A 21,659-nucleotide genomic window follows, 5' to 3' on the forward strand; every position below is an offset into this window, starting at 1 on the left:
TGATGTTCGACCTTTCCCGTCGCCGTCTGCTGACCGCGCTGGCGCTCTCACCGCTGATGAACCTTGCACCGCTGCACGCCGCGCCGCCGGACAGCCAGCGCATCCTGGCGCTGGAGTGGCTGCCGGTGGAGTTGCTGATGGCGCTCGGCGTCGCCCCGCTCGGCGTGGCCGATCTGCACAACTACGCCATCTGGGTGGGTGACCCGGTCTTGCCGGCCGGCACCCTCGATCTCGGCTTACGCACCGAACCCAATCTGGAACTGATGACCCAACTGGCACCGTCACTGATCCTGCACTCCAACGGTTACGGCCCGGCGGTCGACAAGCTGGAGCGCATTGCGCCGACGATGGGCTTTGACCTCAACAGCGGCGATGGCAAACCGTTCACCACCGCGCGCACATCGCTGCATGCGCTGGCTGCCCGGCTTGGCCTTGAAGCGCAGGCACAGGCCCATTTGCACTGGGTGGATGGTGAAGTGGCGGCCGCGCGTGAGCGGTTACGTCCGTGGGCGCAGCGTCCGCTGCTGCTGATGTCGCTGATGGATCCGCGTCACACCATTACCTTCGGTAAAGGCAGCCTGTTCCTCGAGGTGATGGAGCAGCTTGGCCTGCGCAATGCCTGGCAGGGCGAAACCAACTTCTGGGGCAGTGCGGTGGTCGGGCTGGAGCGGCTGGCGGAGGTCGGTGACGTTGAGGTGATCTGCTTCGATCACGATAACGAACGCGATATGCAGCAGGTGACGCAAAGCGCACTGTGGCAGGCGCTGCCGTTTGTCCGTTCCGGCCGTTTCCGGCGGGTGCCGGCGGTGTGGTACTACGGCGCCACTTACTCAGCCATAAAATTTATTCGCGTGCTGGAACGCGCGCTGGAGTCGCACTGATGCGCAACCGTCTGTTTCCCGTCGCGCTGCTCAGCGTGCTCAGTTTACTGGCGCTGGCGCTCACGTTTATCAACCTGCGCCAGGCGCTGCCATTGGCGCAGTGGCAGCAGGCGATGTTCGCGCCGGATATCGATAACATCCGTCAGGTGGTGTTCCACTACAGCCAGCTGTCGCGGCTGGCGCTGGCGCTGCTGGTCGGAGCCGGACTTGGCCTCGCGGGCCTGCTGTTTCAGCAGGTGCTGCGCAATCCGCTGGCGGAGCCGACCACGCTGGGCGTCTCTTCCGGCGCGCAGCTTGGCCTGACCGTCGCCACTCTGTGGCAGCTGCCGGGCGGGGAGCTGACGCAGCAGTTTGCTGCGATGGGCGGGGCGGTGCTGGTCGGCGTGCTGGTGTTTGGTATCGCCTGGGGCAAGCGTCTGTCGCCGGTGACGCTGATCCTGGCCGGTCTGGTACTGAGCCTGTATGCCGGCGCGGTTAATCAAATCTTTGCCATCTTCAATCACGATCAGCTGCAAAACATGTTTCTGTGGAGCACCGGCGCGCTGAACCAGCTCGACGGCCACAACGTGGCGCTGCTGTGGCCGCGCCTGCTGCTGGCGTTCGCACTGGCGCTGGCGCTGTTGCGTCCGCTGACGTTGATGGGGCTGGATGATGGCGTGGCAAAAAACCTCGGTCTGGCGCTGTCGGCGGCGCGCATTGCCGCGCTGGCGCTGGCGATCCTGCTCAGTGCGCAGCTGGTTAACGTCGCCGGTATCATCGGCTTTATCGGGCTGTTCGCGCCGCTGCTGGCGAAGATGCTGGGGGCGCGTCGTCTGCTGAGCCGCTTGCTGCTGGCGCCGCTGATTGGCGCACTGCTGCTGTGGCTGGCCGATCAGTGCGTGCTGTGGCTGACTGCGCACTGGCGTGAAGTGTCAACCGGGACGGCTACCGCGCTGATTGGCGTGCCGATTCTGCTGTGGCTGCTGCCGCGTCTGCGCACGGGCTCGCTGCCGCCGGCGATGAATGCCGGCGACACAGTGCCGCAGGAGCGACAGGCCGTGCTGCGCTGGTGCCTGGCGGGCGTGATGATTCTGGCGCTGTGCAGTCTGGCGGGCATCGCGTTTGGGCGCGACGCACACGGCTGGACGTGGGTCAGCGGCGATATGCTGCAACAGCTGCTGCCGTGGCGCGTGCCGCGCGTGCTGGCGGCGCTGGTGGTCGGCACGATGCTGGGCGTGGCCGGGGTGCTGATTCAGCGCCTGACCGGTAATCCGATGGCCAGTCCGGAAGTGCTGGGCATCAGCTCCGGAGCGGCCTGCGGGGTGGTGGTGATGCTGTTCTTTGTGCCCGGCAACGCGGTCGCCTGGCTGCTGCCGGCCGGCGTGCTGGGTGCCGCGCTGACGCTGCTGGTGATTATGCTGGTGGCCAGCCGCGGCGGTTTTGCACCGGAACGCATGCTGCTGGCCGGAATGGCGCTGAACAGTGCGTTTGTCACGTTACTGATGGTGTTGCTGGCGAGCGGCGATCCGCGCATGGCCGGGCTGCTGAGCTGGATTTCCGGTTCGACGTACAACATCTCAATGACGCAGGCGCTGCAGAGTGCTGGCGTGGGCATGATACTGGTGGCGCTGGCACCGCTGGCCAGCCGCTGGCTGACGCTGCTGCCGCTCGGCAGTGCCACGGCGCGCTCAGCCGGCATGGCGCTGAACCGATCGCGCTTCGGCCTGCTGTTGCTGGCGGCCGCGCTGACCGCTACCGCGACGCTCACTATCGGTCCGCTGAGTTTTATTGGCCTGATGGCGCCACATATTGTGCGCATGCTCGGCTTCCGTCGCGCGCTGCCGCAATTGCTGATGGCTGGCCTGCTCGGCGGGGGCCTGCTGGTGTTCGCCGACTGGTGCGGCCGCATGCTGGCCTTCCCGGATCAAATCCCGGCGGGTCTGATGGCGACCTTCTTCGGCGCGCCGTATTTTATCTGGCTGCTAAGGCGCGCTTAGTGAAGCGGGGCGCTATGAATGGCGCCCCGGCAGGTTTACAGCTGCGCGAAGCAGCGGCGGGCGGCATCGACGGTGCGCTGAATATCTTCCTGGCTGTGCGCCAGGGACATAAAGCCGGCCTCATAAGCCGATGGTGCGAGGTAAACACCTTCCTGCAGCATCAGATGGAAGAAACGCTTAAAGCGCTCCACATCGCACTTCGTCACGTCGGCGTAGCAGGTCACGCTGTCGGCGTCGGTGAAGAAAATACCGAACATGCCACCGACGTGGTTCACCACCAGCGGGATATTTTCCGCCTCCGCCGCCGCCAGCAGGCCAGCACACAGCTGGTCGGTGAGTGCGGTTAAGGTCGCATGGGTGCCAGGCTGCGCAATCTGCGACAGGCAGGCAAAACCGGCGGCCATGGCAATCGGGTTACCGGACAGCGTGCCCGCCTGATACACCGGGCCGGTGGGAGCCAGCGCGGCCATCACTTCGCGGCGGCCGCCAAAGGCACCAACCGGCATACCGCCGCCGATGATCTTGCCGAGGCAGGTCAGATCTGGCGTAACGTCGTAATAAGCTTGGGCACCGCCCAGCGCCACGCGGAAGCCGGTCATCACTTCATCGATAATCAGCAGCGCGCCAAACTCATCGCACAGCGCACGCAGGCCCGGCAGGAATTCCGGCTGCGGCGGGATGCAGTTCATGTTGCCTGCCACCGGTTCGACGATAATACAGGCGATCTCTTGTGGATACTGCTCAAACGCCGCGCGCACCGAGTCGAGATCGTTATAGGTGCAGGTCAGGGTGTGACGGGCGAAATCCGCCGGCACGCCCGGCGAGTTGGGCTGGCCGAGGGTCAGCGCACCGGAACCGGCTTTCACCAGCAGGCAGTCAGCGTGGCCGTGGTAGCAGCCCTCAAATTTGATGATCTTGTCACGCTGGGTGAAACCGCGCGCCAGGCGGATGGCGCTCATGGTAGCTTCGGTGCCGGAGTTAACCATACGCACCATGTCCATGCTCGGCACCAGCTCGCACACCAGCTCGGCCATCTTCACTTCCATCTCCGTCGGCGCGCCAAAACTCAGGCCGCGAGCGGCGGCTTCGATCACCGCATTGCGAATGGTGGCGTTATTGTGGCCCAGCACCATCGGTCCCCAGGAGCCGACGTAATCGATATAGGCTTTGCCATCGGCATCATACAGATAGGCACCGTCGGCGCGTTCGATGAACAGCGGCACGCCGCCCACGCCGGTAAAGGCACGCACCGGGGAGTTCACGCCGCCCGGGATCAGGCGTTGTGCTTCGGCATACAGGTTTTCTGACTTACTCATGGTTCGGCTCCTGCTGTTCTGGAAAAAATCTGGCGCCATTCTACGGAAGAGCGGCCGGTGAAGAAAGGCGCGCGGCCGCTTGCGCCTGCGACATTGCTATACTTTATGCCATAACTGGCGGCACACAGTGTCAAGGGCGCTACTTGATTGCACTGGACGGCTGGCAGATAATAGCGAAATTGAGGTCGTTTTCTGACCTGGACGTTTACCCGGAGTAAAAGATGAGTGACGACGTAGCCGCGCTGCCTCTGCAGTTCACCGATGCAGCAGCGAAAAAAGTAAAAAACCTGATTGCGGATGAAGAGAATCCGGCGCTGAAATTGCGCGTATATATCACCGGCGGGGGCTGCAGTGGCTTCCAGTATGGTTTTACTTTTGACGATCAGATGAATGACGGCGACATGACCATCGAGAAGCAGGGTGTGGCGCTGGTGGTTGACCCGATGAGCCTGCAGTATCTGGTGGGTGGATCGGTTGACTACACCGAAGGTCTGGAAGGTTCCCGCTTTATCGTGACCAATCCCAACGCCAAAACCACCTGCGGCTGCGGCTCCTCTTTCAGCATCTGATGCTGTGCTGGCTGCCGTTCTGGCAGCCATGATTTACCACTCAATCGTCACCAGGCGTGCCGTTTCACGGCGCAACGCATCGCGGTTCAATACGCTTTGTGTCACGCGCGGCTGCGCGCTGAAATGCCGGCCACAGTCAACAGACGGCAGCGTCTGCTCACTCGGGCGTGAGATATCGCAGCGGGAGAAAATCGTTAGCGAGACGGCGATAGAGCCCGTGGTGGTTGCCGCACCGATCGGTGCAGCCACGATCAGCCCTATGGCCAGCAGCAGCGCTCTGGTCATGGTGAAATCCTGGTGATGTCAAAAGTGCGCTATGCGCTAAAAGGGCACAGAGCATACGTGGCCGCTGTGCCTTGTTATTTGATTTTCGACATGAATCGTCGAATCTTTAGTCTGGTAATGCTTTATTTTTCGTCGGATGTAAAGCTTCGCACAATTGTTTTGCCGCCAGCAGCAGGCGCGGACCCGGCCGGCTCAGCCAGTCATCGTTAAGCGCAATCATCGGCACGTTAAGCTGCGGCTGCCAGAAGCGCGCGACGCTGGCGGCGCGGCTGGCATCACCGCCAGTGACAATCGCCTGCGGATGCCGCATCAGCACCTGCTCCCGGCTCACCTGAGGCCAGCTCACACTGCTGTCAGCAAAGATATTGCGACCGCCGCACAGGGTGATAACCTCATTCTGCAGCGTGCTGCGCGCGGCGGTAAACAGCGGCTGCTGGCCAAACTGCAGAAACAGCGGCACCGGCGTTTGCTGCTGATAGCGCTGACGCAGCGTCTGCAGCTGCTGGTGTAACGCCTGTGCGGCCGCGGTGGCCCGCTGGGGCTGTGGGCTCCAGCGCTGCAGCGCTGCCAGCGCGTCAATCATCTGATCGAGTGATTGCGGATCGATCCATTCCACATGGATGCCCAGACGCTGTAGCTGCTCCACCTGGCGTAGCGGATTGCCGCCGCGCCAGGCCAGCACCACATCCGGCCTGAGCTGCACAATGCGTTCAACGCGAATGCCCTGCCAGTTCGCCACCTGCTCCAGCTGGCGAGCAGCGGCGGGATAGTCTGACCAGGCGCTCACCGCCACCGGCGTGATGCCGGCGGCAAACGCCAGTTCAGTGAGATGCGGCGACAGGGTAATGACGCGCGGTGCAGCCAGCAGGCTGTGGCACAGCAGCCACAGCCCGAGCAGCAGATATTTAGCCACGCGCCAGCTGAGCCAGCAGGTTTTCCACCATCAGCGACGACTGTTTAGCCGCCACGCTGAGGAACTCTTCGAAACTCAGATGCGACGCTTTATCGGCCACGTCAGAAATAGCGCGTACCACCACGAACGGCACCTTAAACTGATGGCAAACGTGACCAATCGCCGTGGCTTCCATCTCTACCGCAATCGCCTGCGGGAAGGTGCTGCGGATACGCTCCAGCGGCGCGGCGCCATTAATGAAGGCGTCTCCGCTGACCACCAGACCGCGCACCGCGTTGAGATCCAGCTGTTTGATCACCTGCTCTGCGGCGGCAATCAGCGCGCTGTCCGCGACAAACGCCGCCGGGCAGCCCGCCATCTGACCAGGCTCATAGCCAAAAGCGGTGACATCGGCATCGTGATAACGCACTTCATCGGACACCACGATATCGCCCACCTGCAGGGTTGGTGCCAGACCGCCTGCGGAACCGGTGTTGATCACCAGATCTGGTTTGCACAGCTCCAGCAGCAGCGTGGTACCCAGCGCCGCCGCGGTTTTGCCGATGCCCGATTTCAGCAGAGCCACCTCAACGCCGTTGAGCGTACCGGTGTAAATTTCGCAGCCGGCCAGCGTCAGCGTCTGACGGTTTTCAATTTTGTCACGCAGCAGTGTGACTTCCTGCTCCATCGCGCCAATAATGCCTGCTTTCATAAAGAATCTCGCTGTAGTTATGGATGTATAAGGCTAAAGTGAGGCATAGTCTAACATGGCTCAATGGGGATCAATTCAGGAAAAAATAAGGGGTAACAATGGCGACGATCAATTTCAGGAAGAAGATCAGTTTCACCCGCCCTTATACCAGCCGCAAAGATCCCGAAGGCGAATACTTTATTACCCGCCACTTTGAAAGCGATCGTGGACGCATTATTAATTCTGCCGCGATTCGCCGTTTGCAACAAAAAACCCAGGTGTTTCCGCTGGAGCGGAATGCGGCCGTGCGCTCGCGCCTGACCCATTCGCTTGAGGTGCAGCAAACCGGACGTTACATCACCAAAGAGATTCTGCATACGCTGAAAACTCAGGGCGGCGGGCTGGCGGCTTACGGCCTCGATGGCTTTGAGGGCGCGGTCGAGAGCCTGGTGGAGATGGCCTGCCTGCTGCACGACGTCGGCAACCCGCCGTTTGGCCATTTTGGTGAAGCGGCGATCAATGACTGGTTTGATGACAACCTGCCGGCCGAACTGGTGGATCCGCTGGTGGCGGGCGTGGCGGATGACGCGCAGCGTGCCGATTTCGACCGGTTAAATGCAATGATTCGTCAGGATTTGTGCCATTTCGAAGGGAATGCGCAGGCCATTCGGCTGGTGCATACCCTGCTGCAGCTAAATCTTAGCTATGCGCAGGTAGCGTGTATTTTAAAATACACCGCGCCGGCGTGGTGGCAGGGCGATAAGCCGGCGGAGTTCAGCGTATTAATGAAAAAGCCGGGTTTCTATTTATCCGAACGTGAATATGTGGCCGATCTTCGCGCGGCAACGGATATACCTGAGCACCATCGTTATCCGCTGACCTGGATAATGGAAGCGGCTGACGATATCTCCTATTGTATTGCCGACCTTGATGACGCCGTAGAAAAAGACATCTTCACCGTCGATACGCTCTATCATTCTTTGCTCAACGCCTGGGGTCCGGTGAAACCCGGCGACGCGTTCAGCCGCACCATTAATGAAGCGTGGAAAGAGGCCAATCAGAAAAAGCGCCGCAGTATTAGCGATCAATTTTTCATGTCGCTGCGGGTCAACGTCCAGAGCGTGCTGGTCAGCCATGCGGTGCGCCGCTTTGTTGATAATTTACCTGCCATTTTTGCCGGCAGCTTTAACCATGCGCTGCTGGAAGACGATGGTGATGAAGGGCGCCTGTTAAAATTATTTAAAACCGTGGCGCGCCAGCAGGTGTTTAATCACCCTGAAGTTGAGCAGCTGGAATTACAGGGTTATCGGGTCATTAAAGGATTACTGGAAATTTATCAGTCGCTGATGCAGCTCGATTATGAACAGTTTACCACGTTAATGAATGAGGATTTTCTCGCGAAACATCCGATCGAAACCCGACTGTTTCATAAACTTTCCGGTAAACATCGTAAAGCTTATCAGCAACAGATGCGTAACCTGGTGGTGCAGCATAAATATCAGCGATTGTTATGGGAACGTTATTATCGCTCGCGGCTGATTCAGGACTATATCAGCGGGATGACGGACAATTACGCCTGGGATGAGTATCGTCGGTTGATGGCGGTGGAATAAGCGCAGTTTTGTAAAGACGAAGAATAAATTTTTACCTTTGCCCAATACTTTATCAGGAACTTCGCGCTAAAAACTTAATCTCATCATCACGACCACAGCAATGGTCTGCACGTTAATTTCAGAGAGACACAGACGAATGAAAAAAAGCACATTAATGTTAAGTGCGCTGGCGCTTAGTCTGGGCATGGCGTTAAGCCCTGTCAGTGTTTTCGCGGCGGAGACAGCGTCTTCCTCCAGTCAGCAACTGCCCAGCCTGGCACCGATGCTGGAAAAAGTGATGCCTTCCGTGGTCAGTATCAGCGTGGAAGGCAGCACCACGGTAAAAACCCCGCGCATGCCGCAGCAGTTCCAGCAATTCTTTGGCGATAATTCCCCGTTCTGTCAGGACGGATCGCCGTTCCAGGGTTCACCCATGTGCCAGGGCGGCGGCGGTGACGGTAGCGACGATGGCGCCAACGCGCAGAAGCAGCAGTTCCGCGCGCTCGGTTCCGGCGTAATCATCAACGCCGACAAAGGCTATGTGGTTACCAACAACCACGTAGTGGATAACGCCACCAAAATTCAGGTACAGCTGAGTGATGGCCGTCGCTACGATGCTAAGGTCATCGGCAAAGATCCGCAGTCTGACATCGCGCTGATCCAGCTGCAGGATGCGAAAAACCTGACGGCAATTAAGATCGCAGACTCCGACAATCTGCGCGTCGGTGATTACACCGTGGCCATCGGTAACCCGTACGGCCTGGGTGAAACGGTCACCTCCGGTATTGTCTCGGCGCTGGGGCGCAGCGGCCTTAACGTTGAAAACTACGAAAACTTTATTCAGACCGATGCGGCGATCAACCGCGGTAACTCCGGCGGTGCGCTGGTTAACCTCAACGGTGAGCTGATCGGTATTAACACCGCGATCCTCGCACCGGACGGCGGCAACATCGGCATTGGCTTTGCCATCCCGAGTTCCATGGTGAAAAACCTGACCGCGCAGATGGTGGAGTATGGCCAGGTGAAACGCGGCGAGCTGGGCATTATGGGCACCGAGCTCAACTCCGAGCTGGCTAAAGCGATGAAAGTGGATGCGCAGCGCGGCGCCTTTGTCAGCCAGGTGCTGCCAAACTCCGCGGCGGCGAAAGCCGGCGTGAAAGCGGGCGATGTGGTGGTCTCTATGAACGGTAAAGCGCTGACCAGCTTTGCTGCGCTGCGTGCGGAAGTCGGCTCGCTGCCGGTCGGCACCAAACTGCAGCTGGGCCTGCTGCGCGACGGCAAACCGCTGAACGTGACGGTTGAGCTGCAGCAGAGCTCACAGGATAAAGTGCAGTCCGCGACGATTTACACCGGCATTGAAGGCGCCGATCTCAGCAACGTCGACAGCAACGGCCAGAAGGGCGTGCGCGTTGACAGCGTGAAAGCCGGCAGCGCAGCGGCACGTATCGGCCTGAAGAAAGGCGATGTGATCCTCGGTGTGAACCAGCAGGCGGTAAGCAACCTTGGCGAGCTGCGTAAAATCCTCGACACCAAACCGTCGGTGCTGGCGCTCAACGTCAAGCGCGGCGACAGCAGCCTCTATCTGCTGATGCAGTAATCCTTTTATTGGTCTCTCAGGCGAGCTGCGGCTCGCCTTTTTTATTGCCTGTATGCTGCTGCGCCCCCAGTCATCTGTGCCTTCCCAGTGTGACCGCTGCCGCAATTCCGGTAATCACCCTGCGGCTATGTGCAGTTGCACAATGCCAGGGGCAATCGGGATGCGTATTCTGTCGGTTCGTCCCGAATTCTGGAGTGTTTGATGGCCACCTATCATCTTGATGCGCGACTGGCTCAGGATATCGTTGCCCGCACCATGAAAATTATCGACAGTAATGTCAATGTGATGGATGCGCGCGGCCGCATTATTGGCAGTGGCGATCGCGAGCGTATTGGCGAATTGCACGAGGGCGCGCTGCTGGTGCTGTCACAGGGCAGGGTGGTTGATATTGACGAAGCGGTGGCTAAACACCTGCACGGCGTGCGGCCGGGCATCAATTTGCCGTTGCGCATTGACGGCGACATCGTCGGCGTGATTGGCCTGACCGGCCAGCCCAGCACGTTACGCCATTACGGCGAGCTGGTGTGCATGACGGCAGAGATGATGCTGGAACAGGCGCGCCTGCTGCATATGCTGGCGCAGGACAGCCGCCTGCGTGAGGAGCTGGTGCTGAACCTGATCCGCAGCGATACGCTGTCGCCAGCGCTGAACGAATGGGCGCAGCGACTGGGCATCGATCTCAATCAGCCGCGCGTGGTGGCGGTGGTTGAAGTGGATAGCGGACAGCTGGGAGTCGATAGCGCGATGTCGGAGCTGCAGCAATTACAGACGCTGCTGACCACGCCCGATCGCGACAACCTGATCGCCATTGTTTCGCTCACCGAAATGGTGGTGCTGAAGCCAGCGCTGAATGCCCATGGCCGTTACGATCAGGACGATCATCGCCGCCGCGTCGATCAACTGCTGCAGCGCATGAAAGAGAGCGGTCAGGTGCGGATGCGCATCGCGCTCGGCAATTTCTTTACCGGGCCCGGCAGCATTGCGCGCTCTTACCGCACCGCCCGCACTACCATGATGGTGGGCAAACAGCGCATGCCGCAGCAGCGGAGCTTCTTCTATCAGGATCTGGTGCTGCCAGTGCTGCTGGATAGCCTGCGCGGCGGCTGGCAGGCCAGCGAGCTGGCACGTCCGCTGGCAAAGCTGAAGAGCATGGACAATAACGGTTTGCTGCGGCGCACGCTGGTTGCGTGGTTCAGCCATAACGTGCAGCCGAGCGCCACAGCGCGCGCGCTGTTTATTCATCGCAATACGCTGGAGTACCGCCTGAACCGCATCTCGGAACTGACCGGCCTTAATCTGGCGAACTTTGACGATCGGCTGCTGCTGTATGTGGCGCTGCAGCTTGATGAGCAGGCATAAAAAAGGCCAGCAGCAGCTGGCCTGAGAAGCTGCGGGAATTAGCGACCGTTGCGGGTCAGCTGATCGAGATCGGATTCGATTTCGGCGATTTTGTTCGACACCACGTTCTCCAGATGGCGCAGATCGGCGAGGATTTTGCGCTTCAGATCCACTTCTACCTGATCGCGCTGGCAGATCTGATCCAGCTCGTCGATCACGTAACGCAGGTTAGGGCTGATTTCCTGAATCTCTTTATAACCCTGGGTGGTGTGATCGGCCACCACGGTTTTGCGCTGACGCGGGTATTTAAACTTCACGCTTTTGGCGAAGAACTCGCCCTTGTCTTTACGGAAGTAGATTTTCAGGATGTCGTTGTTGGCTTCCTGACGCAGGCTGTAGCGGTCAATGTCTTCAGGATTGCTGATACCTAAGCTTTTCAGGTTGTCGTACATAGCGTTTATATTCCATCTGAGAGTGAGTGAGCGCGCAGGATTATCATCATCATTCGGCTGCGTAATAAGCGCAACGAACCGAACGCTTACGGCATACTTAATCAACTGTAGACACAAAAACCGGGATGAACAGTGCGCGACCGGAGTTAACTGGCGCGGATTATGACCTGTTTGAAAAACAAACGCACCTGTTAATTCGCGGCGCGAAACAGGTAATAGCGGTAGAAGTGTAAAGAAAAAATGACGGGCCTGAATACAGGCCCGTGGCTATAAAAATAAGCGGGAAGAAAAAACTTAATCGATGGTACGCAGCAGTTCGTTGATGCCGGTTTTTGCCAGCGTTTTCGCGTCAACTTTCTTCACGATCACCGCACAGTACAGGCTGTAGCTGCCATCTTTAGACGGCAGGTTACCGGAAACCACCACCGAACCCGCCGGTACGCGACCGTAGTGCACTTCACCGGTTTCGCGGTCATAAATTTTGGTGCTCTGGCCGATGTAAACGCCCATGGAGATCACCGAGCCTTCTTCGACGATCACGCCTTCAACGATCTCAGAACGGGCACCGATAAAGCAGTTATCTTCGATGATGGTTGGATTGGCCTGCAGCGGTTCCAGTACGCCGCCGATGCCGACGCCGCCGGACAGATGCACGTTTTTACCAATCTGCGCACAGGAGCCGACGGTGGCCCAGGTATCAACCATGGTGCCTTCATCGACATACGCACCGATGTTGACATAGGACGGCATCAGCACGGTGTTGCGCGCGATGAATGCACCCTGACGCACTGCGGCCGGTGGCACGACGCGGAAGCCGGCGCTTTTAAAGCGCGCTTCATCCCAGCCGGCAAATTTCATCGGCACTTTGTCGTAGAAGCGGGTTTCTGCCCCGTCGATCACCTGGTTGTCGTTGATACGGAACGACAGCAGTACCGCTTTTTTCAGCCACTGATGCGTTACCCATTCGCCGTTGATCTTTTCTGACACGCGCAGTTCACCGCTGTCCAGCAGGCCAATCACCTGGTTGATCGCTTCACGGGTGGCGCTGTCTACGCTGGTCGGCGTAATGTCGGCGCGGCGTTCAAAGGCAGATTCGATAACGCTCTGTAACTGTTGCATATTTAATTCCTGAGTCTGTCATTGCGGATGCACGCCAGCTGGCGTGCAGAGTAAAATTATCGGGCAAACATCCTTCATGCTGCAGAACGGTGGCGCGCCTATCGGAGCGAGATCCACGGATGGGCCGTGTCACCAGGCCAATGCATCGGCAACGTGAAGAATGGAAGCCGGGTCACATTTTATCGTTTGGATTAAGTACCTCTGTCAACCGTTGTTGCAGCACGGAGCGCATTTCGACATCCAGCGCACGTCGTTCGCTGTTGGCAAGGATGAACAAATCCTCCACCCGTTCGCCGATGGTACTGATGCGGGCGCCGTGCAGCGAAACGCCGAGGTCAGCAAACACTTCACCGACGCGCGCCAGCAAACCTGGCTGGTCCAGCGCCACCAGCTCCAGATAGCTGCGGCGGTCGGTATGGGTGGGCAAAAAGTTGACTTCGGTATCGACGCTGAAGTGTTTCAGACGTGACGACGGCCGGCGCGTACGCGGTGGCACCCACTGCGTTTGCGTGATCGCTTGCTCCAGCGCCTGAATAATCAGCGGATGGCGATCCGCTGCCAGCGGACTGCCGTCCGGCTCCAGCACAATAAAGGTGTCCATGGCCATGCCGTCGCGGCTGGTAAAGATCTGCGCATCGTGCACGCTCAGATTACGGCGGTCGAGCTCTCCGGCTACGGCGGCAAACAGGTAAGGGCGATCCGGGCTCCAGATGAAGATCTCGGTGCCGCCGCGCGTGGCCTGCGGGCTTACCAGCACCAGCGGTTTGCTAAGGTCATGGTTGATCAGATGCCGCGCGTGCCACGCCAGCTGGTTGGGCGTATGGCGCAGGAAGTAGTCGGCGCGGCAGCGGCTCCAGATATGGTGCAGGCGCTCTTCGTTGAGATTCTCCATGCGCAGCAGCGCCAGCGCCTGCAGCCGGTGATGACGCACGCGCTCGCGCAGATCCGGGCTGTTCTCCATACCGCGGCGCAGCTGTTTTTCGGTGGCGAAGAACAGCTCACGTAGCAGGCTCTGTTTCCAGCTGTTCCACAGGCTTTCATTGGTGGCACAGATGTCGGCAACTGTCAGGCAGGCCAGATAGCGCAGCCGGTTTTCATTTTGCATCACTTCAGCAAACTGCTGAATCACCGTGGGGTCCTGAATGTCGCGACGCTGAGCAGTCACCGACATCAGCAGGTGATGACGCACCAGCCAGGCCACCAGCTGCATTTCGCGCGAATTGAGGCCGTGCAGCTCAGCGAAGTCCAGCGCGTCCTGCGCGCCAAGAATCGAGTGGTCGCCACCGCGCCCTTTGGCGATATCGTGCAGCAGCGCGGCCATCAGCAGCAGCTCCGGCTGCGGCAGACGCGGCCACAGCTCGACGCACAGCGGGTGCATCGGGCGCGTGGCTTCGTCGGCAAAACTTTCCAGCTTCTGCAACACGCGGATGGTGTGCTCATCCACGGTGTAGGCGTGGAACAGGTCGAACTGCATCTGGCCGACAATGTTGCCCCACAGCGGCGTATAGGCCCACAGTACGCTGTGGCGATGCATCGGCAGCAGCGCGCGCTTTACCGCGCCAGGGTGGCGCAGAATCGCCATAAAGGTACGGCGCGCTTCGGGGATCTGACACAGCGGCTGTTGCAGATGACGGCGGGCGTAGCGCAGCTGGCGTAGCGTGGTGGAATAGATGCCGGTGATGGTTTCGTTGCGCACCATCACGTAAAACATGCGCAGAATCGCCTGCGGCTCGCGCTCAAACAGCGTGGGATCGCGCAGGTCGATCAGATTACCGCGCAGCTGAAAATCCTCATCGATGCTGCGCGGCTTCTCGGTGGTCGACAGCGCCAGAATGGCTTCGTCAAACAGCTGCAGCAGCATCTGGTTCAGCTCGCCGATACGGCGCGTGACGCGATAGAAATCTTTCATCATGCGCTCAACCGGCTCATTGCCTTCGCCGCCATAGTTGAGGCGCTGTGCCACGTTGAGCTGGCGATCAAACAGTAAGCGGTTATCGTAGCGCGGCAGCGTCAGGTGCAGCGCGAAACGGATGCGCCAGAGAAATTCCTGGCACTCATTGATCTCATTGCGTTCGGCTTCAGTGAGAAAGCCAAAGCCGACCATCTCATCCATGGTGGTGGCGCCAAAGTGGCGGCGCGCGACCCACTGCAGAGTATGAATGTCGCGCAGCCCGCCCGGGCTGCTTTTGATATCCGGTTCGAGGTTGTAGCTGGTGCCGTGATAGCGCTGATGGCGTTCCAGCTGCTCCTCAATTTTGGCGGCGAAGAAGCGTGACGATGGCCAGAAACCGTCGCTGAAGATATTCTTTTGCAGTTCGAGAAACAGCGCCACGTCGCCGGTCAGCATGCGCGACTCAATCAGGTTGGTGGCGACGGTGAGATCCGACAAGCCCTCCAGCAGACACTCTTCCAGCGTGCGTACACTGTGGCCGACCTCCAGCTTGAGATCCCACATCAGCGTCAGCAGTTCTGAGGTGCGCTGTGCGGCAGCTTCGTCCAGTGGCTGACGACTCAGGATCAGCACGTCGATGTCCGACAGCGGATGCAGCTCGCCGCGGCCATAGCCGCCCACCGCCACCAGCGCGATCTCTTTCATCTGGTCAAAGCCAAACAGCCGCCACAGCCGGCGCAGCAGGCGATCGATAAACAGCGTGCGCGCATCAATCAGCGATTCGATATCGCTGCCGGCGTCAAAAGCGCTGCCCAAATGCTGCTGGAACTGTTCTAGATATTGTTTGAGTTTGTCGCGCGTCAGCGCCTCGTCTGGCCAGCTGGCGGGGGAATCGGTCAGGCCTTTGTGTACTGCTTCGGTCACGCTACCACTCATCAACATGCCTCTTCTGCGCCATAAAAAGCGGGCTTAACGCCGTGATGCCGTTCAGTTAGTCACCGTCCGTGACATCACCGCAGTAGCGGCGCGGGTTAACGCGCAACTGATGGCGCCGCTACGGGAGGTGCAGGGATGGGTGAACCTAAACTGACAGGCGTTCGTTTTGAGCCGGCCTGTTATCCTGATGACGAGCGTTACGCGTTGTTTTCCAGCACCGCTGGAATAGTGTCGTCGGCGCGCAGCGTCAGGATTTCACAGCCGTTTTCCGTCACCACAATAGTATGCTCATACTGTGCGGACAAGCTGCGATCTTTGGTTTTCACCGTCCAGCCATCTTTCATGGTGCGGATGCGATAATCACCGGCGTTAACCATCGGTTCGACGGTAAATGTCATGCCAGCCTGCAGCACCACGCCGCTGTCGTCGGCATCGTAATGCAGCACCTGCGGCTCTTCATGGAAGCCTTTACCGATGCCGTGTCCGCAATACTCGCGGACCACGGAAAAATCCTGTGCTTCCACGTATTTCTGAATCGCCCGGCCCAGTTCACGCAGGCGAATGCCCGGCTTCACCAGACGCAGCGCAATGTACAGGCTCTCCTGCGTAACCCGGCACAGGCGCTCGCCCTGAATCGTCGGTTTGCCGACGATGAACATCTTTGACGTATCGCCATGGTACTCATCTTTGATCACCGTGACGTCGACGTTAACGATATCCCCGTCTTTCAGCACGCGATCGTCGCTGGGAATACCGTGACATACCACTTCGTTGACCGAAATACACACCGATTTCGGGAAGCCGTGGTAGCCGAGACAGGCTGAAATGGCCTGCTGCTTTTCGGTGATGTGCTGGTGGCACAGACGGTCAAGCTCGCCGGTGGTGACGCCGGGCACAACGTGTGGAGCGATCATCTCCAGCACTTCTGCAGCCAGACGGCCCGCCACGCGCATTTTTTCGATTTCTTCTGGGGTTTTGATTGAAATGGCCATTAAATAATCCGCAATCGCCGCAATTTTCGACAATAATGAGTTCTGTGGCAGTCATGTTAGCAGTCAGCAAATGGGCTGCCAAATCGGGATTACAGCCTGCCGCTCATGCTAACAACTGTTGGCGTATTCCTGCGCATTGTGGTATAAAGCGCGCCGACGATTCTCTGTCACCTCGTATGAGAGGGCAGGAAACGCATAAATCTCATTATGTGTACTAAAACACACATGTATCGACACGTACGCCGGGGTGCCTCGTAAGAGGTCGGTTGTATGGGATACATGGAGGCCCAACCCCAAACAAACTTTTAGAGGTAATCATGGCAACTGTTTCCATGCGCGACATGCTCAAGGCTGGTGTTCACTTCGGTCACCAGACCCGTTACTGGAACCCAAAAATGAAGCCATTCATTTTCGGTGCGCGTAACAAAGTTCACATCATCAACCTTGAGAAAACCGTACCAATGTTCAACGAAGCCCTGGCTGAGCTGAACAAGATCTCTTCCCGTAAAGGTAAGATCCTGTTTGTTGGTACCAAGCGCGCTGCTGCCGAAGCGGTAAAAGAGTCTGCACTGAGCTGCGACCAGTTCTTCGTTAACCACCGCTGGCTGGGTGGTATGCTGACCAACTGGAAAACCGTTCGTCAGTCAATCAAACGCCTGAAAGATCTGGAAACTCAGTCTCAGGACGGTACTTTCGACAAACTGACCAAGAAAGAAGCACTGATGCGTGCTCGTGAGCTGGCCAAGCTGGAAAACAGCCTGGGCGGTATCAAAGATATGGGCGGTCTGCCGGATGCACTGTTCGTTGTTGACGCTGACCACGAACACATCGCAATCAAAGAAGCAAACAACCTGGGTATCCCGGTATTTGCTATCGTTGATACTAACTCTGATCCAGACGGCGTTGATTTCGTTATCCCAGGTAACGACGATGCGATCCGTGCTGTAAGCCTGTACCTGACTGCCGTTGCCACTACCGTGCGCGAAGGCCGTTCACAGGACCTGGCTGAGCAGGCTGAAGAAGCTGCTGAAGCTTAATAAGGTTCGCTCTTTCTGAGAGCCCTTAGACATCAGATGTGATCTGTTAAGGGGCCGTGAAGGCCCCTTTATTTATCTCACTTAGTCACGCACCCTGTTCGGGCTGGCGGGGCAAGTAAATTTTCCGCAACAAGTTTCTGACAGTGTGAAAGCACTGCGAGACGAATCGAGGATTCTGGAATGGCTGAAATTACCGCTGCACTGGTAAAAGAACTGCGCGAGCGTACTGGCGCAGGCATGATGGACTGCAAAAAAGCGCTGACCGAAGCGAACGGCGACATTGAGCTGGCGATCGAGAACATGCGTAAGTCTGGTGCAATCAAAGCTGCTAAGAAAGCAGGCAACGTGGCTGCTGACGGCGTGATCAAAACCAAAATCGCTGACGGCTACGCCGTGATTCTGGAAGTGAACTGCCAGACTGACTTCGTGGCAAAAGATGCCGGTTTCCAGGCCTTTGCTGACAAAGTGCTGGACGCTGCTGCTGCCGGTAAAGTGACTGATGTGGAAGTTCTGAAAGCGCAGTTCGAAGAAGAGCGCGTGGCACTGGTTGCGAAAATCGGTGAGAACATCAACATCCGTCGTGTTGCTGTCCTCGAAGGTGCTGAGCTGAACGGCTATCTGCACGGCGCGCGCATCGGCGTACTGGTTTCTACCACCGGCGCTGATGAAGAGCTGAGCAAGCAGATTGCGATGCACGTTGCTGCCAGCAAGCCAGAGTTCGTGAAGCCAGAAGACGTTTCTGCTGACGTGGTTGAGAAAGAGTACCAGGTTCAGCTGGACATCGCGATGCAGTCTGGCAAGCCAAAAGAGATCGCAGAGAAGATGGTTGAAGGCCGTATGAAGAAATTCACCGGCGAAGTCTCTCTGACCGGTCAGGCTTTCGTTATCGATCCGAGCAAAACTGTTGGCCAGGCGCTGAAAGAGAAAGGCGCTGACGTGATCAACTTCATCCGCTTCGAAGTGGGCGAAGGCATTGAGAAAGTCGAATCTGACTTTGCAGCCGAAGTTGCTGCCATGTCCAAACAGTCTTAATGGTTTGAAGGAACCGCCGAGAGGCGGTTCTTTTTTGTCTGCGTTTTGGCGCAGCAATTTTCAGTCTCATCCCAATAGCTTTTCTCACGCGCTAAGCGGATGATCGATCAGATTTAACTTCTCATTCATCTTATCTTCCAGGAAGAATTGACCATGGCGACCAACGCAAAACCTGTATATCAACGTATCTTACTGAAACTGAGCGGCGAAGCACTGCAGGGTGCCGAAGGTTTTGGTATCGACGCGAGCGTGCTTGACCGTATGGCGCAAGAGGTGAAAGAGCTGGTTGAGCTGGGCATTCAGGTGGGGGTGGTAATTGGTGGCGGTAACCTGTTCCGTGGCGCGGGTCTGGCGCAGGCAGGTATGAACCGCGTGGTCGGCGACCACATGGGGATGCTGGCGACCGTGATGAACGGCCTGGCAATGCGTGACGCACTGCATCGTGCGTACGTCAACGCGCGCCTGATGTCGGCGATTCCGCTGAACGGCGTGTGTGATAACTACAGCTGGGCAGAAGCCATCAGCCTGCTGCGCAATAACCGCGTGGTGATCTTCTCTGCCGGTACCGGCAACCCGTTCTTTACCACCGACTCAGCGGCCTGCCTGCGCGGCATCGAAATCGAAGCGGACGTGGTACTGAAAGCCACCAAGGTCGACGGCGTCTACTCAGCCGACCCGGTGAAAAATCCGGATGCCACGCTGTACGAACAGCTGACCTACGGTGAAGTGCTGGAAAAAGAGCTGAAAGTGATGGATCTGGCCGCCTTTACGCTGGCGCGCGACCATCAACTGCCGATCCGCGTCTTCAATATGAACAAGCCTGGCGCGCTGCGTCGCGTGGTGATGGGTGAAAAAGAAGGCACCCTGATTACGCATTAATACCCGACGCAGGATAAAATAAGGTATATTCTGTTGGCGCGCTGCACTGCTGTCGCGCAGCATTCAGGATGATCGATGTTTATCGATACCGTTTCCGTTCCGCTGCGTCCGGAAGTGGCCAGGTCAAACCGAATCCAAGGGTTTCAACGTGATTAACGATATTAAAAAAGATGCTGAAACGCGCATGGACAAATGCGTGGAAGCATTCAAAAACACCATCAGCAAAGTGCGCACCGGTCGTGCTTCGCCTTCACTGCTCGACGGCATCGTTGTGGAATATTACGGTACGCCAACGCCGCTGCGTCAGCTGGCCAGCGTCACCGTTGAAGATTCACGCACGCTGAAAATCAACGTGTTCGATCGCTCAATGGGTCCGGCAGTCGAGAAAGCCATCATGGCTTCTGACCTCGGCCTCAACCCAAGCTCAGCCGGTAGCGACATTCGTGTTCCACTGCCTGCGCTGACCGAAGAGCGTCGTAAAGATCTGATCAAGGTTGTGCGTGGCGAAGCCGAGCAGGGCCGTGTTTCTGTGCGCAACGTGCGCCGTGACGCGAACGACAAGATCAAGGCGCTGCTGAAAGACAAAGAGATCAGCGAAGACGACGAACGTCGCTCGCAGGACGAGATCCAGAAAATGACCGACGTTCGCATCAAGCACGTTGATGCGGCGCTGGCCGAGAAAGAGAAGGAACTGATGGAATTCTGATTCCGTCATTTGCCTGACAAAACGCCGTTCAGAGACGTAGTACGACTCTGGCGGCGTTTTACATTGTGCCCGGCGTACGCGCGGGCGCGCACCACGACTTCACAGGGACAGCACCATGAAGCGATTAACTCTGCTGGGTTCGACCGGCTCAATTGGCACCAGCACGCTGGCGGTAGTGGCGGCGCATCCTGAGCTCTATCAGGTGACTGCGCTGGTGGCCGGTCAGAATGTGGCGCTGATGGCCGAACAGTGTCAGCAATTTAAACCGCGCTACGCGGCGATGTCCGACGACGCTTCCGCTGCGGCGCTGCGTGAACGACTGAAAGCACTCAACATCGATACGGAAGTGCTCTCCGGCGTTCAGGCCGCCTGCGAACTGGCCGCACTGGATGAGGTCGATCAGGTAATGGCCGCCATTGTGGGCGCTTCCGGCTTACAACCGACGCTGGCCGCCATTCGCGCCGGCAAAACCGTCCTGCTTGCCAATAAAGAATCGCTTGTCACATGCGGCCGTTTGTTTATGGAGGCGGTACGCCAGCATCAGGCGCAGCTGCTGCCGGTCGACAGCGAGCACAACGCCATTTTTCAGAGTTTGCCCGCTTCCATACAGCATCAGTTGGGGTACGCTGATCTGCGGGAGAATGGCATCGAGTCGATTCTCCTTACGGGATCGGGTGGTCCTTTTCGTGACACGCCATTAGCCGAGCTGGCCGCTATGACGCCAGATCAGGCCTGTGCGCATCCGAACTGGTCAATGGGGCGTAAAATCTCCGTTGATTCGGCCACCATGATGAATAAAGGTCTTGAATACATTGAAGCCCGCTGGCTGTTTAACGCCACCGACGCACAAATGGAGGTCATCCTGCATCCGCAGTCGGTGATTCACTCCATGGTGCGATACTGCGACGGTAGCGTGCTGGCGCAGCTGGGTTCACCCGATATGCGCACGCCAATCGCCCACAGCATGGCCTGGCCGGCACGTATTACCGCAGGCGTAACGCCGCTTGATTTCACCCGAATGAAGGCGCTGACGTTTGCTGAGCCGGACTACGAACGCTATCCCTGCCTGAAGCTGGCAATCGATGCATGCGCAACCGGACAGGCGGCCACCACCACGCTGAACGCAGCCAATGAAGTCGCGGTAGCGGCATTTCTGCAGCATCAGATTCGCTTTACCGATATCGCGGCCATCAACAGTGAAGTGCTGGCAACCCTGCAGTGTCAGGAGCCGGGCAGCGTGGATGACGTGATGGAGATTGATCGGATCGCACGCGTGCGGGCCACGGCGTTGCTGCCGCGCTTTCGTTTAGCCGGTTGATGGTGGCGCTATTTGTTCGCTCAGGGTGAAAATGGTATAGTCGCTCGCTCGCGTTTTACGGCCCGACATTGTTTCGATGTCATCCGGTGAGGTTACCGGCGTTTGCCGCAGGCGCAATGTATTCAGAAACCACAGCATTTCTGATGAAAGGAATTATTAC

General features: G+C 58.1%; 19 protein-coding genes. 11 read left to right on the forward strand and 8 right to left on the reverse strand.

The genetic code is table 11. The features are described 5' to 3' along the window. Positions 1-2: 2 nt before the first annotated feature. Positions 3-881 (forward strand): Fe(3+)-hydroxamate ABC transporter substrate-binding protein FhuD, encoded by an 879-nt coding sequence (fhuD, locus tag C1Y43_RS10280; protein WP_104188139.1) that lies wholly within the window; start codon positions 3-5, stop codon positions 879-881. After that, positions 881-2,857 (forward strand): Fe(3+)-hydroxamate ABC transporter permease FhuB, encoded by a 1,977-nt coding sequence (gene fhuB / locus C1Y43_RS10285; protein WP_104188140.1) that lies wholly within the window; start codon positions 881-883, stop codon positions 2,855-2,857. The genes fhuD and fhuB overlap by 1 nt, the downstream gene beginning before the upstream one ends. 35 nt (positions 2,858-2,892) lie before the next feature. Here the strand turns inward: fhuB and hemL are convergent, their stop codons facing one another. Further along, positions 2,893-4,173: a glutamate-1-semialdehyde 2,1-aminomutase gene (gene hemL, locus C1Y43_RS10290; RefSeq protein WP_021507502.1), complete on the reverse strand. Its 1,281-nt coding sequence runs from the start codon at positions 4,171-4,173 to the stop codon at positions 2,893-2,895. Between the two features lie 221 nt (positions 4,174-4,394). Here hemL and erpA point away from each other — a divergent pair, with 221 nt between their 5' ends. Beyond that, positions 4,395-4,742: an iron-sulfur cluster insertion protein ErpA gene (gene erpA / locus C1Y43_RS10295; RefSeq protein ID WP_021507501.1), complete on the forward strand. Its 348-nt coding sequence runs from the start codon at positions 4,395-4,397 to the stop codon at positions 4,740-4,742. Between the two features lie 33 nt (positions 4,743-4,775). On the opposite strand, the gene C1Y43_RS10300 is transcribed toward erpA, so the two are convergent. The 3 genes from C1Y43_RS10300 to mtnN form a co-directional block, all read right to left on the reverse strand. Further along, entirely contained in the window at positions 4,776-5,027 is a 252-nt protein-coding gene (locus C1Y43_RS10300; RefSeq protein ID WP_021507500.1) for a hypothetical protein, read from the reverse strand. A gap of 106 nt (positions 5,028-5,133) precedes the next feature. Further along, a complete protein-coding gene (gene btuF, locus C1Y43_RS10305; RefSeq protein WP_104188142.1) occupies positions 5,134-5,940 on the reverse strand; it encodes a vitamin B12 ABC transporter substrate-binding protein BtuF in 807 nt (268 codons plus the stop codon). After that, a complete protein-coding gene (mtnN, locus tag C1Y43_RS10310) occupies positions 5,933-6,631 on the reverse strand; it encodes a 5'-methylthioadenosine/S-adenosylhomocysteine nucleosidase (protein ID WP_021507498.1) in 699 nt (232 codons plus the stop codon). The genes btuF and mtnN overlap by 8 nt, the downstream gene beginning before the upstream one ends. 98 nt (positions 6,632-6,729) lie before the next feature. Between mtnN and dgt the strand changes: the two genes are divergently transcribed. The 3 genes from dgt (at position 6,730) to C1Y43_RS10325 (ending at position 11,158) form a co-directional block, all read left to right on the forward strand. Beyond that, a complete protein-coding gene (dgt, locus tag C1Y43_RS10315) occupies positions 6,730-8,223 on the forward strand; it encodes a dGTPase (RefSeq protein ID WP_058770587.1) in 1,494 nt (497 codons plus the stop codon). 136 nt (positions 8,224-8,359) lie between these two features. Continuing rightward, positions 8,360-9,799 (forward strand): serine endoprotease DegP, encoded by a 1,440-nt coding sequence (gene degP, locus C1Y43_RS10320; protein ID WP_058759526.1) that lies wholly within the window; start codon positions 8,360-8,362, stop codon positions 9,797-9,799. Positions 9,800-10,000: 201 nt separating this feature from the next. Next, positions 10,001-11,158, forward strand: coding sequence for a CdaR family transcriptional regulator (locus tag C1Y43_RS10325; protein ID WP_021507495.1), 1,158 nt, complete (start codon positions 10,001-10,003; stop codon positions 11,156-11,158). Between the two features lie 38 nt (positions 11,159-11,196). On the opposite strand, the gene C1Y43_RS10330 is transcribed toward C1Y43_RS10325, so the two are convergent. The 4 genes from C1Y43_RS10330 to map form a co-directional block, all read right to left on the reverse strand. Beyond that, positions 11,197-11,589: a DUF3461 family protein gene (locus tag C1Y43_RS10330; RefSeq protein WP_010616197.1), complete on the reverse strand. Its 393-nt coding sequence runs from the start codon at positions 11,587-11,589 to the stop codon at positions 11,197-11,199. 294 nt (positions 11,590-11,883) lie between these two features. Then, positions 11,884-12,708, reverse strand: coding sequence for a 2,3,4,5-tetrahydropyridine-2,6-dicarboxylate N-succinyltransferase (gene dapD / locus C1Y43_RS10335; protein WP_021507493.1), 825 nt, complete (start codon positions 12,706-12,708; stop codon positions 11,884-11,886). Between the two features lie 172 nt (positions 12,709-12,880). After that, entirely contained in the window at positions 12,881-15,535 is a 2,655-nt protein-coding gene (gene glnD / locus C1Y43_RS10340) for a bifunctional uridylyltransferase/uridylyl-removing protein GlnD (RefSeq protein WP_104188144.1), read from the reverse strand. A gap of 197 nt (positions 15,536-15,732) precedes the next feature. After that, positions 15,733-16,527, reverse strand: a complete 795-nt coding sequence (gene map / locus C1Y43_RS10345) for a type I methionyl aminopeptidase (RefSeq protein WP_021507491.1) — start codon at positions 16,525-16,527, stop codon at positions 15,733-15,735. A gap of 317 nt (positions 16,528-16,844) precedes the next feature. On the opposite strand from map, the gene rpsB reads away from it, so the two are divergent. The 5 genes from rpsB (at position 16,845) to ispC (ending at position 21,499) form a co-directional block, all read left to right on the forward strand. Then, positions 16,845-17,564: a 30S ribosomal protein S2 gene (gene rpsB, locus C1Y43_RS10350; RefSeq protein WP_031279692.1), complete on the forward strand. Its 720-nt coding sequence runs from the start codon at positions 16,845-16,847 to the stop codon at positions 17,562-17,564. A gap of 180 nt (positions 17,565-17,744) precedes the next feature. After that, positions 17,745-18,596, forward strand: coding sequence for a translation elongation factor Ts (gene tsf, locus C1Y43_RS10355; RefSeq protein ID WP_058780470.1), 852 nt, complete (start codon positions 17,745-17,747; stop codon positions 18,594-18,596). A 153-nt stretch (positions 18,597-18,749) separates the two neighbouring features. Beyond that, positions 18,750-19,475 (forward strand): UMP kinase, encoded by a 726-nt coding sequence (gene pyrH / locus C1Y43_RS10360; protein WP_010616191.1) that lies wholly within the window; start codon positions 18,750-18,752, stop codon positions 19,473-19,475. A 148-nt stretch (positions 19,476-19,623) separates the two neighbouring features. Next, positions 19,624-20,181 carry a ribosome recycling factor gene (gene frr, locus C1Y43_RS10365; RefSeq protein ID WP_021507488.1) on the forward strand — a complete coding sequence of 186 codons (558 nt, stop codon included), beginning with the start codon at positions 19,624-19,626 and terminating at the stop codon, positions 20,179-20,181. 115 nt (positions 20,182-20,296) lie between these two features. After that, on the forward strand, positions 20,297-21,499 hold the full coding sequence (gene ispC / locus C1Y43_RS10370; RefSeq protein ID WP_059010413.1) for a 1-deoxy-D-xylulose-5-phosphate reductoisomerase: 1,203 nt from the start codon (positions 20,297-20,299) through the stop codon (positions 21,497-21,499). The last annotated feature ends 160 nt before the right edge of the window (positions 21,500-21,659 follow it).

Origin of the sequence: Pantoea sp. ICBG 828 (assembly GCF_002928355.1) — a bacterium.
In the GTDB taxonomy this organism is placed as follows: Bacteria; Pseudomonadota; Gammaproteobacteria; order Enterobacterales; family Enterobacteriaceae; genus Pantoea; species Pantoea dispersa.

Coding starts and splice junctions, on each gene's coding strand:
- rpsB (WP_031279692.1), top strand. CDS start 16,845: ATGGCAACTGTTTCCATGCGCGACATGCTCAAGGCTGGTGTTCACTTC.
- C1Y43_RS10300 (WP_021507500.1), bottom strand. CDS start 5,027: ATGACCAGAGCGCTGCTGCTGGCCATAGGGCTGATCGTGGCTGCACCG.
- map (WP_021507491.1), bottom strand. CDS start 16,527: ATGGCCATTTCAATCAAAACCCCAGAAGAAATCGAAAAAATGCGCGTG.
- dgt (WP_058770587.1), top strand. CDS start 6,730: ATGGCGACGATCAATTTCAGGAAGAAGATCAGTTTCACCCGCCCTTAT.
- fhuD (WP_104188139.1), top strand. CDS start 3: ATGTTCGACCTTTCCCGTCGCCGTCTGCTGACCGCGCTGGCGCTCTCA.
- C1Y43_RS10330 (WP_010616197.1), bottom strand. CDS start 11,589: ATGTACGACAACCTGAAAAGCTTAGGTATCAGCAATCCTGAAGACATT.
- glnD (WP_104188144.1), bottom strand. CDS start 15,535: ATGAGTGGTAGCGTGACCGAAGCAGTACACAAAGGCCTGACCGATTCC.
- mtnN (WP_021507498.1), bottom strand. CDS start 6,631: ATGAAAGCAGGCATTATTGGCGCGATGGAGCAGGAAGTCACACTGCTG.
- hemL (WP_021507502.1), bottom strand. CDS start 4,173: ATGAGTAAGTCAGAAAACCTGTATGCCGAAGCACAACGCCTGATCCCG.
- erpA (WP_021507501.1), top strand. CDS start 4,395: ATGAGTGACGACGTAGCCGCGCTGCCTCTGCAGTTCACCGATGCAGCA.
- tsf (WP_058780470.1), top strand. CDS start 17,745: ATGGCTGAAATTACCGCTGCACTGGTAAAAGAACTGCGCGAGCGTACT.
- pyrH (WP_010616191.1), top strand. CDS start 18,750: ATGGCGACCAACGCAAAACCTGTATATCAACGTATCTTACTGAAACTG.
- ispC (WP_059010413.1), top strand. CDS start 20,297: ATGAAGCGATTAACTCTGCTGGGTTCGACCGGCTCAATTGGCACCAGC.
- dapD (WP_021507493.1), bottom strand. CDS start 12,708: ATGCAACAGTTACAGAGCGTTATCGAATCTGCCTTTGAACGCCGCGCC.
- fhuB (WP_104188140.1), top strand. CDS start 881: ATGCGCAACCGTCTGTTTCCCGTCGCGCTGCTCAGCGTGCTCAGTTTA.
- degP (WP_058759526.1), top strand. CDS start 8,360: ATGAAAAAAAGCACATTAATGTTAAGTGCGCTGGCGCTTAGTCTGGGC.
- C1Y43_RS10325 (WP_021507495.1), top strand. CDS start 10,001: ATGGCCACCTATCATCTTGATGCGCGACTGGCTCAGGATATCGTTGCC.